Annotated in this window: 7 protein-coding genes; all 7 read left to right on the top strand. The window is 42.2% G+C overall.

Features of this window, described 5'->3' with window-relative positions; translation table 11 throughout:
* Positions 1 to 11: 11 nt before the first annotated feature.
* A complete protein-coding gene (locus tag K6V21_RS04920; RefSeq protein WP_217712834.1) occupies positions 12 to 1832 on the top strand; it encodes a RagB/SusD family nutrient uptake outer membrane protein in 1821 nt (606 codons plus the stop codon).
* 93 nt (positions 1833 to 1925) lie between these two features.
* Complete coding sequence (locus K6V21_RS04915; RefSeq protein WP_224321031.1) at positions 1926 to 3476, top strand: sulfatase; 1551 nt, start codon at positions 1926 to 1928, stop codon at positions 3474 to 3476.
* 51 nt (positions 3477 to 3527) lie between these two features.
* On the top strand, positions 3528 to 4490 hold the full coding sequence (locus tag K6V21_RS04910; protein WP_224321030.1) for a glycoside hydrolase family 43 protein: 963 nt from the start codon (positions 3528 to 3530) through the stop codon (positions 4488 to 4490).
* 187 nt (positions 4491 to 4677) lie between these two features.
* Complete coding sequence (locus K6V21_RS04905; RefSeq protein ID WP_224321029.1) at positions 4678 to 8703, top strand: hybrid sensor histidine kinase/response regulator transcription factor; 4026 nt, start codon at positions 4678 to 4680, stop codon at positions 8701 to 8703.
* A 535-nt stretch (positions 8704 to 9238) separates the two neighbouring features.
* Entirely contained in the window at positions 9239 to 10342 is a 1104-nt protein-coding gene (locus tag K6V21_RS04900) for a glycoside hydrolase family 105 protein (RefSeq protein WP_224321028.1), read from the top strand.
* Between the two features lie 51 nt (positions 10343 to 10393).
* On the top strand, positions 10394 to 13114 hold the full coding sequence (locus tag K6V21_RS04895; protein ID WP_224321027.1) for a glycoside hydrolase family 2 protein: 2721 nt from the start codon (positions 10394 to 10396) through the stop codon (positions 13112 to 13114).
* 9 nt (positions 13115 to 13123) lie between these two features.
* The gene (locus tag K6V21_RS04890) at positions 13124 to 14986 is read left to right on the top strand and encodes an FAD-dependent oxidoreductase (RefSeq protein WP_224321026.1); all 1863 of its coding nucleotides are present in this window, start codon (positions 13124 to 13126) and stop codon (positions 14984 to 14986) included.
* Positions 14987 to 14997 lie beyond the last annotated feature (11 nt).

Raw genomic sequence — 14997 nt, 5'->3', positions numbered from 1 at the left:
AATTAAATGATATGAACAAGATTAATATAAACAGAGGAAGAAGTCTGATGAAAACAATGGCCGCAGTGGTCCTTGTGGGAATGTCAACCGCAGGTTGCGTAGATATGGATTTGTCACCCAATGGAAAGCCGGCGGAAGGGAATGTATGGTCGACTCCTACCTTGGCGGAACAGACGATAGCGGGTGTGTATAATCAACTGTATGTGGATTATAGCGATGTTGCCAACGGATGGTTTGATATATGGTCCAGTACTATGGACTACGGTATAGGTATAGCTCCTACTTTTAATTTCTTATTCGCGACAAATTCTCCGAGCTCTGTTAAGGGAAGTTCTGCTCCCTGGCAGAGATTCTACAAGGGAATTATCAAGGCAAATGATGTGATTGGCAATCTGCCTACGGTCGAGGGATTTGATGAGAATAAAAGAAGCCGCTATATTTCAGAATGTATGTTTCTGCGTTGCTGGTGGTATTACAGGCTGAATATCTTGTATAATGGAGTTCCTTACTATAAGGATCCGATTAAGGATATTGATGAGGCAAAACTGGCACGTTCCACTCAGGATGAAGTCTGGGGGTATATAGTGGATGATCTGACTTCCTGTATCAATAATCCGAATCTGCCGGATAAATACAGTTCGGATGATGCCAATTATGGGCATATTACGAAAGGTGCAGCCTATGCTTTAAGAGGTAAGGTGTATCTGTGGATGAAAGAGTGGAAGAAAGCAGCTGATGATTTTCAGGCAGTAAAGGATTGTGGATACACGCTCTATAAAGGTGCGGGTGAGGAGTCGTACAAGAAGCTGTTTAAGGTGGAAAATGAGCGTTGCGATGAAATGATATTCTCTTTGCAGTGTCTGGACCATCCGGATTATACGCAGAAAAAGAACAGAGGTTTCGGTAACAGATGCTTGCCGCCTGACCCTTCAGGCAATGGATTGGGATGGAATAATTATATTATAAACCCGCAGTTTGCCGAGTCTTACGAAAATAGAGACGGTAGTAAGTTCAATTGGGATGACATTATCCCCGGATATAATGATATGGGCATTGATAAGCGTATGGTGTATTTCCTGCGGAATAACATCACGGAAACTGAAAGAAAGAACGCAGTAGCTGCGGGAGCTGATATGTCCCAATATGATGCTTCCGGTAACGAGGAGAGGATTAAAAAAGCTTATGAAAACCGTGATCCGAGAATGGCAATGTCTGTTATAACTCCCTATGCTTCTTTTCTTGGTGGGGTTGAAGGAACTCCTAAAGAGTATGTGATGCGTTATCCTTTCCGTTCTTATACCACATACGGAGATTTGAAAACAGATACAAGTTTGAAGTTCTATTACTTAAATCGTAAGTTTGTAGGTGAAGGATTAGAGTTACCGAACATATATTCTGAATTGGATTTGCCGTTTATCCGTTATGCGGATGTTCTGTTGAATTGGGCGGAGGCATTGAATGAATTGAATGATCTTCCGGGAGCTATAAGCAAAGTGAATGAAGTGCGCGAAAGGGCAGGAGCCCAGTTACTGGGAACCAATGAATTTACTCAGGTTACAGGAAAAACAGATATGCACCAGCGTATCATGAACGAACGCCATTGGGAATTAATAGGTGAAGACGTGATTTATTTCGATGAGATTCGTTGGAGGACCTGGAAAGATCTGAAGTTCTATAAGGATAAGGAAGGCAAAATGAACGGTATGACCCAGATATGGGGAACCAGAACTAATAATTATGCCTGGGGAGGAGATCATTACTGGAGTCTTCCGATACCGGCGAGAGAAATGCAAATGAATCCTAATATGGTGCAGAATCCGGGTTGGGATTGATATGATTGAGTCTCTGCATACTTCATAATCTCTTTATAGGGGTTATGGAGTATGTGTTATTTTTATATGGTTATTAATTAAAATCAGATAGTTATGAATTTTAGAAAGCATCTTTTTTCGGGAATCGTTCTCCAGGGAATAGGTTTGTCTTTGTTTGCACAGACAGATAAACCTAATATCGTAGTGATAATGACAGACCAGCAACGTGCCGATTTGTGTGGACGCGAAGGTTTTCCTATGGATATTACTCCATTTGTCGATGAATTGGCACATCAGAACGCTTGGTTCGATAAAGCGTATACGGTTATGCCGGCCAGTACTCCTGCACGTTGTTCCATGTTTACCGGCCGTTTTCCAACTGCAACTCATGTACGTACCAATCACAATGTGCGTGACATTAATTATGCGAAAGACTTGGTAACTGTTCTGAAGGAGAATCATTATAAAACAGCTTTAGTAGGTAAGAATCATGCTTATCTGAACTCAAAGGATATGGATTTCTGGTCTGAATATTCCCACTGGGGGAAGAATAAGCCGGTGACGGAGGGAGAGCGTGCTATTTCCAAATTCTTTAAAGAGGCAGTCGGGCAGTATCTGGAACCTTCGCCTATACCTTTGAAAGATCAGCAACCTACGAGAATTGTGGATGAGGCCATAGAATGGATAGACAGCCAGAAGGACAATCCGTTCTTTGTATGGGTATCATTCCCTGAACCGCATAATCCGTATCAGGTCTGTGAACCTTATTACTCAATGTTTGCACCGGATAAGATTCCGGCTGTGAAGACTTCACGTAAGGATGTATTAAAGAAGGGAGAAAAGTATCAGATTCTGGCGGAGCTGGAAGACGCTTCTTGTCCTGATCTTGAAAGAGACCTGCCTCGGTTGCGTGGGAATTATATGGGAATGATTCGTCTCATTGATGATCAGATCAAACGTTTGGTTGAGGATCTGAAGGAAAAGGGGTTATTTGAGAAAACGATCATCGTTGTCCTGTCCGATCATGGAGATTATTGCGGTGAATACGGACTAATTCGTAAGGGGGTAGGCTTGTCTGAGTCTCTAACCAGAATACCGATGGTTTGGGCAGGCTATCAGATAAAGAAGCAACCTAAGGCTCTGGATGCGCATGTTTCGTTGGCCGATCTTTTTCCTACTTTCTGTACTGCGATAGGTGATTCAATACCGGTAGGTGTTCAGGGACGGAGTTTATGGCCTATGTTGACGGGTAAAGAATATCCGAAAGAAGAGTTCTCAAGCGTTGTTGTACAGTTAGGTTTTGGCGGAGAGGATGTTCCTTTGGACGATAACTTGACTTTCGAGCAGGAAGGTGCACTGGGCCCCAATAAAGTGGCTCATTTTGACGAACTGAATACATGGACTCAAAGTGGAACTTCCCGAATGGTACGTATGGGTGACTGGAAACTGATTATGAATAGTTATGGAAAAGGGGAACTGTACAATTTGAAGAAAGATCCGTATGAAATTAATAATTTATTTGGAAATCCCAAGTTGATAGATAAGCAGAGCGAGTTGCTGACAAAATTGTTGGCCTGGGAATTGCGTTTGCAGGACCCGTTGCCATTGCCAAGACACCGTTATCATTTTAAGCGGAACCCCTATAACTATCATTTTACTGACTAATGAAGAATGTATTCAGGTTGTGTCAATAGAGTATTATCGAAATAGAATTGTATGAAAAAGAATTTATTTCTTGTCTGTTTGTTTATGTTTGGAACATTGGCATCTTGTCAATGTTCCTCTAAAAAGAGTGCTGACAATGCTGTTGTCAATGCCACTGAAACGCCTGTGCCTTTGGGCGATCCGTTCATTTTGCTGCACGATGGAGTATACTATGCCTATGGTACGCATTCGAATAAAGGAATTGAATTTTACACCTCCGATGACTTGCTGACCTGGAAGTATGGAGGGTTGGCATTGAATAAGGAAGATTCCTGGGCGGACCGTTGGTTTTGGGCTCCTGAGATTTATTTTGTAAATGGGAAATTCTATATGTATTATTCGGCAGATGAACATATCTGTGTAGCGGTTGCGGACTCTCCCACGGGACCGTTTGTTCAGGATAAGAAGGAGCCGATGATTGCTGATGAGAAGTGTATTGACAATTCTCTGTTTATAGATGATAACGGTACGCCCTATTTATCTTTTGTACGTTTCAATGACGGTAACAACATTTGGATAGCAGAGTTGGAAAAGGATTTGGTTACTATCAAGAAAGAGACAATGCATCCTTGCCTCCATGTAACTCAGGAATGGGAGAAAGTCTGGCCTCGCGTGAATGAAGGTTCCTATATTCTTAAGCATAATGGGATTTATTATATGTCTTATTCGGCTAACAGTTATGAAAGTCCATTTTATGGTGTAGGCTGTGCTACGGCTACCGATCTGATGGGTACATGGACGAAGTATGATGAAAACCCTTTATTGCAAAAGCCCGGTAAGCTGGTTGGAGTGGGGCATAGTGCTATGTTTACGGATAAAGCCGGCAAGCTTCGCATAGTCTATCATGCTCATAAAGATAAGGATAACATTCATCCGCGTGCCATGTACATCGGAGAAGTTTCGTTTGAAAATGTCGATGGAGTGGACCGCATGAGAATTAGTGAAGAGTATATAACCCCTAAACTTGTGGAATGAGGATTGTTTTGAGTCACAGAACTTCGATGAAAAGGGCTATTTTTATCGAAGTTCTGTTATAAGCCGTTGTTTGATTGATTCTCTTAAATCTTAAAGGGACGATATTTCTATTTATTGAAATGTTTCTTTTATTGTTTATCGCCAAATTGGGCTATATTTGACGTATGAATCTATAAAAAGCACGAAAATGAAGAAAAGAATAATAGCCCTTATTAGTTTTCTTTGCTATATCATTTGCTGGGCACAAGCAGCAGATGAACATTACTATTTCAAAAACCTCAGTATTCAGGATGGGTTATCCCAGACTACAGTCAATGCAATTATACAGGACAAGATGGGATTTATGTGGTTTGGTACCAAGGGTGGTCTGAGCCGATACGATGGGATGTCATTCCGGAACTTTAAGCGTGATATGACTGATAATCATAGTTTGGGAAACAATTTCGTGACTTGTCTTTATCAGGACAATAAAGGGAATATCTGGGTTGGTACAGATGCCGGGGTGTATATTTATTATTCTGACCAGGAGATTTTTATTCCATTTGACCGTCTGAGTGGGGAAAATACAAAGATAGAACGGACTGTTTCCGCTATTTCGGGAGATAAACAGGGCCGGGTATGGATAGCGGTCGAAACACAGGGACTCTTCTGTTATGAGCCGCAAAAAGGCCAACTTCATAATTATACATTGAATGAGTTCTCAGCCAATGTACAGAGCGTTGCTTTTGATAATAGTGGAACAATCTGGGTAGGATTTTATGGCAATGGGCTGTTCTATTCCAAGGATAATTTAAAAACGCTTCACCCTTATCTTTCCCCGAAGGATAGTGATGAGGTTTTTAAGGATGATGTTATCATGAAGATAGTTCCGGGAGCGTATAATTGCATCTATATAAGTTCCATAAGAAAGGGAGTGCAGGAGTTGAATCTGACTTCCGGTAACCTGAGAAATTTGCTGTTGATGGATGAAACCGGTGAAATGGTATATAGCCGTGACCTGTTGGTAAATTCGGATAATGAACTGTGGATAGGGGCTGAATCGGGAGTTTATATCTACAATCTTCGTACGGACAAGTATGTGCATCTGCATAGTTCTAAGGATGATCCTTATTCGTTGTCCGATAATGCCGTTTATTCGTTGTGCGAGGATCGTGAAAGTGGTATCTGGGTAGGTTCATATTTTGGAGGAGTAGATTATTATCCGAAATCCTATACTTATTTTGAGAAGTATTATCCGAAAGATGGGGACAATAATTTGCAAGGTAAGCGGGTCCGTGAGTTTTGTCAGGATAATAAGGGCATATTATGGATTGGTACCGAAGATGGTGGCTTGAACCGTTTTGATCCGAGTACCAAGACCTTCTCATTCTTTGCACCTAGTTCTGGATTTACGAATATTCATGGGCTCTGTATGGTGGGTGATAAGTTGTGGGTTGGAACTTTCTCTAAAGGTTTGAAAATTGTAGATACTAATACCGGTAATATCCTGAAAACCTACCAGAAAAATGATTCTCCGCGTTCATTAATTGATAACAGCATCTTTGCTATTTGCAGAACAACGACTGGTGATATTTATTTGGGAACGATGTTCGGTCTGTTAAAATACAATGGGCAAACGGATGACTTTGAAAGGATTACAGAACTGGCAGGCAGGTTTGTATATGATATAAAGGAGGATTCGGGCGGTAACCTGTGGCTGGCAACCTATGCGAATGGCGCTTATTGCTATAATGTGAATGAAAAGAGATGGAAAAACTATGTGCACAATGAGGGTAATCAAGAGAGCCTTCCTTATGATAAGGTTTTGAGTATTTTTGAAGATTCCCATCGTCAGATCTGGCTGACTACGCAGGGAGGTGGTTTCTGTCTGTTTCATCCTGAAACGGAGACTTTTACCAGCTATAATTCATCCAACGGATTGCCTAATGATGTCGTTTACCAGATCGTAGAAGATGCGGAGGGTTTGTTCTGGTTGACTACGAATAGTGGGTTGGTACGTTTTAACCCTGTAACTAAACAGGTGAAGGGATATACTACGGCCAATGGATTGCTTGGCGATCAATTTAACTATCGTTCCAGCTATAAGGATGAAGCCGGTAACATTTATCTGGGTAGTATTGATGGATTTATTGTATTTAATCCTAAGACATTTACAGAGAATAAGAACCTGCCGCCGGTGGTGATTACCGATTTTATGCTGTTTAATAAAGAAGTTCGTGCCGATGAAGAGAGTACTCCTCTTGATAAGAGCATTACTTTCTCGGACAGCATTGCCCTTCAGGCTAATCAGAACTCATTTTCCTTCCGTATTGCAGCCCTGGGTTATCAGGTGCCGAAAATGAATAAATTGATGTACAGATTGGATGGCTTTGATAAGGACTGGATAACTGTGGGGGAAAGCCCTATTGTGACTTATTCCAATCTGTGGCATGGTGATTATCAGTTTCGTGTGAAAGCATCCAATAGTGATGGTATTTGGGGACCTGAAGAACAGTTGTTATATATCCATATCCGTCCTCCTTTTTATCTGTCCATCTGGGCTTATTGCATTTATTTATTGTTGTTTATTGTTTGCTTTGTATATACTTTCTGGTATTTCAAGCAACGTAGCAGCAGGCAGCACCGTCGTCAGCTTGAGAAGTTCGAACAGGAAAAAGAACGTGAGATTTATAATGCCAAGATAGATTTCTTTACGAATGTAGCACATGAAATCCGCACTCCGCTGACATTGATAAAAGGACCTTTGGAGAATATCATTCTGAAAAAGCATTTGGATCCGGAAACTCATGAGGATCTGAATATCATGCAGCATAATACGGAAAGGTTGCTGAACCTGACGAACCAACTTCTGGATTTCAGAAAGGTAGAGAGTCAGGGATACAGTCTGAACTTTACCAAATGTGATATTACTAATGTTTTGAGAGAGACTTATATGCGATTTAGTTCTCTTTCGCGCCAGAAAGGTCTCGACTTTACATTGGAGTTGCCGGATGAAAACTTCTGTGCGCATGTCAACCGTGAAGCTTTTACGAAGATTATAAGTAATCTTTTAAATAATGGAATGAAGTATGCTGATAGTTATATGCATATAAAGCTGGAGGTAGATCAGGAAAAGCAGGCTTTCTATGTGGTGACTAAGAACGACGGAGTAATCATTCCTGATGAGATGAAAGAGGAGATCTTTCAGCCTTTTGTCCGTTTTAGCCAGAAGGAAGAGGGAAAGGTTACTACAGGCGCGGGTATCGGTTTGGCTCTTTCCCGTTCGTTGGCAGAGCTCCATCGCGGTACTTTGGTCATGGTTCAAGGAGAAGAAGCGAACATTTTCCGCTTGACACTTCCTATCATTCAGGATATGGTCATAGCTTTGGATTCTGATGTAGAGAATAAAGATGCAGAGTTGCAAGCGGAAACATCCGGTGAATCCTATCCGGATGATAAATTGGAAGGGAAACATTCGAAAGAAAGCAAACATATGGTTTTGGTTGTAGAAGACAATCCGGAAATGCTCGCTTTCATCGAACGTCAGTTATCGTCTCAGTATGCTGTAATCACCGCTACCAATGGTAAAGAGGCTTTGGAAGCTTTGGATAGTAATTTCGTAAATCTGGTGGTGAGTGATGTCGTTATGCCGTTGATGGATGGTTTTGAACTTTGCAAGACTATAAAATCGAATGTAGGTTATAGCCATATTCCTATTATACTTTTAACTGCAAAGACAAATATCCAGTCTAAGATTGAGGGAATGGAACTGGGAGCGGACTCTTATATTGAAAAGCCTTTTTCACCGGAATATCTCCTGGCTGTGGTTTCCAATCTGATAAATAACCGGGAGAAGCTTCGCAGGGATTTTGCTAAATCTCCTTTTGTTGCGGTCAATACAATGGCATTGACTAAGGCTGATGAAGAATTTATCAAGAAGCTGAACGAAATAATTCTTTCTAACCTGTCAAACCAGGAGTTCAGTATGGATGATATGGCAGAGAGCCTGAATATGAGTCGTTCCAGTTTCTATCGTAAGATGAAGGGAGTATTAGACTTGAGTCCTAATGAGTATTTACGCATAGAACGTTTGAAGCGTGCCGCCCAATTATTGAAAGAAGGTGAGAGCCGTATCAATGAAATCTGTTATATGGTCGGGTTCAATTCTTCTTCTTATTTCTCTAAATGCTTCCTGAAGCAATTTGGGGTGCTTCCGAAGGATTTTGCCGGCTAAAGGGGGCATCCGGAATTTCCGGTGTATGAGTTAAATCATCGGTATTGGAAGTCTTGAACGTCTTTCTTTTTTCTGTTCGTTTTGCATCTATATGTCGGTGGCGTTGGATATATAGATACAACGTATTGGATATATAGATGCAACACATTGGATATATAGATGCAATACGTCCGATATATAGATGCTGCACGTCCTATCTATACAACTAATTGCAGGGAAAGTTTAAACTCATGCACCGGATGTTCCGGACGCTCCGACTAAAGTAAGTAAGAAGTAACTTGTGCAAAGAAATGAGATTTTTCAGCAAGCTCAGGATGACGGAGTGAACAAATTCATTGATGACTGATATTTAGTGGCTTTATTTGGAATAAAATTGTGGCTTTTATGCGATTTTGAGATGTTTTTTCTATTTATTGGAATGCTTATTTCGTATTGAGAAGATACTGTGCGCTATCTTTGTAACCGTCTCATAAGAGATTATACCATGATAACAATTATGTGTTTCTTAATGTCTAATAAATAAAGAATTAACCTTATGTGTAAGAAGTCGTTATTATTGCTGTTTTTACTTCCTTTTCAGTTCGTGTTCGCTCAAACAAGTTTATTGACCGATTTTCCCGAGGGATATACCCCTAAAGAAGTCGGTAAACGTCTTGCATATCATTTTGTAGATGGAAAGCACATGCTTCATATTGGAAAGTGGATTAGTTATCCGGAAACTTTTACCTGGAATGGAGGGCTAAAGTTTGCTGCACTTACCAATGATCAGGAACTTGTGAAGCTTTTGCAGAACAGATTTGAACTTCTGTTCACAACAGAAAAGGCTCTATTGCCTATCATGAATCATGTGGATGTAAATATGTTCGGTAGCTTACCTTTGGAATTGTATAAGATTACAAAGGACCAACGCTATCTGGAATTGGGTCTTCCTTATGCCGATACTCAATGGCAACTCCCTGCAAACGCCAAACCGAAAGAAAGAGAATGGGACCGGAAAGGTTATTCCTGGCAGACCCGTTTGTGGATTGACGATATGTACATGATTACTATTGTGCAGACTCAGGCTTACAGAGTTACCGGTGATCGTAAATATATAGATCGTGCTGCAAGAGAGATGGTGATGTATCTGGACGAACTGCAATGTCCGAATGGCCTTTTCTATCATGCTCCGGATGTTCCTTTCTATTGGGGAAGAGGTAATGGATGGATGGCTGCCGGTATGGCTGAATTGTTGAGCAGCTTGCCCGAAGACAGTGAATATCGTCCACGTATTCTGCACGGTTACCGTACCATGATGAAAAGTCTGAAGAAATATCAGTCTTCAAACGGTTTGTGGCATCAGTTGCTGGACCATCCCGATTGTTGGCTCGAAACCTCGGGATCTGCCATGTTTACTTTTGCTTTCATTAAAGGAGTGAAGAATGGCTGGTTGGATGCCAAGGAATATGCACCCGCTGCCCGCAAAGCATGGATGGCTATGGTGAAATACATAGATGAAAATGATAATGTGAAATCTGTTTGCGAAGGTACCAATAAGAAGAACGACAAACAGTATTACTATGATCGCAAACAAAATGTAGGTGATTATCATGGACAAGCTCCTTACCTCTGGTGTGCCGTTGCACTTTTGGAGGAATAAGATAGCATTACTTTAATAATCTCATATCGAAAATCTATTTATACTTATAAGATGAACATAAGCAGTTGGGTGAAGGCCCTTACCTTTGTTGTACTGTTGTTTTCCTATTCGACAGTAGTAACCGGACAAACCAAAGTAAATGATGTCAGAGACTCTGAACGCCTCTGGCTCGACTCGAAAATTACCCATAATGGAGACTATCAGTGGAAAATGATAAAGGCAGGAGATGTAGCAGATCCTGGAGAAAAGGTATCATTGTCAGATTACCCGACCGCGAACTGGTTGCCTGCCATTGTGCCCGGTACAGTTCTGAATTCATTGGTACATAACCGGAAATATCCGGAACCTTATTACGGAATCAACAATAAGATCGAATCCAAATTAATACCGGATATCTCTGAAACCGGTCGTGACTTTTATACCTACTGGTTCCGGACTGAATTTACAGTTCCCAAATCATTTGAAGGAAAACATGTCTGGTTGCAAGTGGATGGTATCAACTATCGTGCCGAAGTATGGGTGAATGGAAATCTGCTCAGTACTATTAAAGGTATGTTTATGCAGGATTATATTGACGTGACTGACTTTGTGAAGATAGATAAGGCTAACGCATTGGCTATAAAAGTATATCCGGTTGATGTCCCCGGCAGTGCCAAACCCAAATCCTGGGGTGCAGTGGGTGAGTTCCACAATGGTGGAAACGGAAATATCGGATTGAACACTACTATGTTGATGACCGTAGGCTGGGATTTTACTTTCATGGATGGTATCCGCGACCGTAATACGGGGATCTGGAAAAACATCTCTCTCTATGCTACCGGTAAAGTAGCGTTACGTCATCCTTTTGTGAAGTCTGAACTGCGTAAACCCGGTTATGACCAGGCACGTGAGTTCATTTCTGTGGAAGTTGTAAATCCTACTACCGGATTTAGCGGAATTAATTGTACGGTAAGAGGTGAGATTACAGGTGAAAATATAACTTTCGAGAAAAAGCTTAAAGTTTTGCGTGGAGAAGAGAAAATCTTGTCTTTTTCTCCGGATGAATTTCCTCAATTAGTGATTAACTCTCCTCGTTTGTGGTGGCCTGTGAACAAAGGTCCTCAAAACCTGTATGAGTTGAAAATGACCGTATCCATCGATGGAGTAGTCTGCGACTCGGTTAAAACAAAATTCGGTATTCGTGAGATTACTTCCGATACGAATACGCCTGATAAGTCACGTGTTTTTTATGTCAATGGCAAGCGTCTCTTTATCCGTGGAACGAACTGGATACCGGAAGCTATGTTGAGAACTTCTGACGAGCGTACGTATGCCGAACTGCGATATAGCCGTCAGTCGGGTGTCAATCTCTTACGCATGTGGGGAGGTGGTATTGCCGAATCCGACTATTTCTTCCAGTTGTGTGATGAGATGGGACTGCTGGTATGGCAGGAATTCTGGATGACGGGTGATACACGCCATCCGAACGATAAGGGCAATTATCTGGATAATGTGGCATCTACTGTGAAACGTATCCGCAATCATCCTTCTCTGGCTTATTATGTAGCCTCTAATGAAAGTACCGAGGTTACAGGTACGCCTGAATTATTGAACAAGCTGGACGGTACGCGAGGATATCAGATGCAGTCAGAATGTGCCGGAGTGCATGATGGAAGTCCGTATAAGCAGGTGAATCCGATGCAGCATTATGAAAATACGGCATCTCCGCGTGGAAGCCGTGTCGATGGTTTCAATCCGGAGTATGGTGCGCCTACACTTCCCACAGTGGAGATTCTTCGTGAGATGATGGATGAAAAAGATCTTTGGCCTATCAATAAAGAGGTATGGGATTACCTGGATGGAAATGGGTTCCATTTGATGACTACCATGTATACTGATTTGGTGAACAACTATGGAAAGTCATCCTCTATTGATGAGTTTGCTCAGAAAGGACAACTGTTGGGTGCCATTAACTCAAAGAGTATCTGGGAAGTGTGGAATTACAATAAGTTGGATTATGGTGATCGTTTCTGTTCCGGACTCTTGTTCTGGTATCATAACTGCTCCATGCGTCAGGTATCTTCCCGTATGTGGGATTGGTCTTTGGAACCCACTGCTTCTTTGTACCATACAGCCAATTCATTGGAGCCACTACATGCCCAGTTCGATTATCTGAAGAATACAGTGTCTGTGGTGAACGATTATTATCGCTCTTTTAATAATTACAAAGTGATAGCACGGGTATATGATATCAATAGCCGGAAGGTATTTGAAGAATCTGCTTCCGTGAATCTTCCGGAAGATGGAGTAGCCAATGATGTACTGACCATCCGTTTTCCTGAAAACATCTCTCAGGTTCACTTTATCAAGCTGGTGCTGAAGGATGAGAAGGGTAAAGACGTTTCTTCCAACTTTTATTGGAGATCAAATGATAAGTATGAAGGCAGTAAGACTCTGACCGGTCCTGCATCTTCAGGATTTGAAGACTTGAGTAAGCTGAAAGCGGCTAATGTGAAGCTCTCCTATAAAGCGCGTCAGGCAAATGGTCGCTATTTCGTAGACATTACATTGAAGAATACCTCCGGTGGTATCGCTTTCTTTAATCAGTTGCAATTCCTCAATTCTAAGATGAGTCCGATACGCCCGTCGTTCTATTCGGATAACTTTTTCTCTCTGGTTCCGGGTGAAAAGAAAACTGTCACCATTGAAACGGCGGAAGAAAAGTTGATTGAGGGAGCTGTTCTGGTATTGAAGGGTTGGAATGTAACTACTCAGAAGTATAAACTCAAATAAAAAAATAACGTGAATAGATTCCATATTCTTACTGTTCTGTTGCTGTTCAGCTGGGGGATATCCGCTCAAAATCATTTTGATATTGTGGTGGTAGGCGGTAATCCCGGTGGCATAATGGCGGCGATTGCAGCGGCCCGGCAGGGCAAGACCTCGGTTATTTTGGAACGTACCCAACATATTGGAGGACTTCCGGCCAACGGACTGGGAGCTACTGATATTGCTACCCGGGAGGCAACTACCGGTCTGTTCATGGAGTTTACTTCCAGAATCAAGCAATACTATACAGAACGGTATGGAAAGAACTCTCAGCAGCTGAAGGATTGCAGTGACGGCTTTCATTTCGAACCGTCTGTTGCAGCCTCTATCTATCAGGATATGCTGAACGAACATAAGGATAAGATTACCGTGCTTCTTATGCGGCAGTTCGATGCTGAAGATCAGAATATCACTCTCAGAAACGGGCGCATTGAAAGCATCTGTATACTGAATCGTGAGAATGGAGAGAAAGAACTTTATCAGGGTGACATCTTTGTGGATGCCACTTATGAAGGTGATCTGGGTGCTGCGGCAGGTGTGCCTTTCCGCGTAGGTAGGGAAAGCAAAGCCGAATTCGGAGAACCCGGAGCAGGAAGAACCTATGAATACTGGAAAAGCCTGCCAGCCAGTGGCAGCACAGGAGAGTCTGATAATGCAGTCCAGGCATATAACTATCGCCTTTGCCTGACTAATGATCCTGATAATCGTATTCTTTTTCCGAAGCCGGCATCGTATAACAGGAACGAATATGTTTCACTGATTGAAGATGTATGGACCGGAAAGAATACTCAACGGGCCATGCTGAAAGTGACCGGTGAAATGATGGAAGAAAACCGTCGTCATATTGCTGGCGGCAACCAGACTAAACTTCCAGGAGACAGTTGGGGAATCAGAAAACTGAGCAGTATCGTGAAACTGCCTAATCAGAAGACAGATGGCAATAATCAGCATGCTGCATTTATCTCTACTGATCTGCCGGAAGAGAACTGGCCTTGGCCTACTTCTTCCTGGGAGTGGAGGGATAAGTTTGCCAAACGTCTGAAAGATTATACATTGGGTTTATTCTGGTTTGCCCAGAATGATCCGGAATTGCCGGAGCATTTCCGTAAAGCAATGCTAGAATGGGGATTGGCTAAAGACGAATATCAGGATAATGAATATTTTCCCCGCCAGGTCTATGTACGTGAAGGAAGACGCTTTGAAGGAGTTTACTTCTTTACTGCTAAGGACGCTTTACCCACTGCACCGGGCAAACGCCCGCCTTTGCATGGCAGTAGCGTGACAGCCAGCCATTATGCACTCGATTCGCATGCTGCCAGAAAGCGGGAAGCCGGAAGAGTACATTTGGATGGATTCATCAGCTACCCTACAGCAGTGTATACGGTGCCCTTGGGCGTGATTCTACCTCGGAATGTAGATAATCTGCTATTACCTGTACCTGTATCCGGTTCGCATATAGGATTCTCCACATTGCGTATGGAGCCATGTTGGATGGCATTGGGGCAGGCAGCAGGTATCGCGGCTTCGCTGGCTATTGATTGTAAAGTGGCTGTGCAGGATGTGGATATGTCCATGTTGCAGGATCTGCTGATCGATCAGAAAGCAACGCTGATTTACTTTCGTGACTTGCGTCCGAGAGACCCTGATTTCCATTTAGCTCAATATATGGGATTGAGGGGGTATTTGCCCGGATGGGATGCGGATTTGCAAGGAACGGTCGATGAAAAGACATTGCAGGACTGGAATACATTATGTGGGTTTAAGCCCCGGGCTGTTCCCGGAAAAACAACCAGATTGGAAGTATTGACCGAGATTTATAAACATATTCGTCAATAAAACGATAACTT

The organism is Bacteroides cellulosilyticus (assembly GCF_020091405.1).
Lineage (GTDB): Bacteria > Bacteroidota > Bacteroidia > Bacteroidales > Bacteroidaceae > Bacteroides.
The sequence above is the reverse complement of the archived record's forward strand: the minus strand, read 5'-3'. Positions and strand labels throughout refer to the sequence as shown.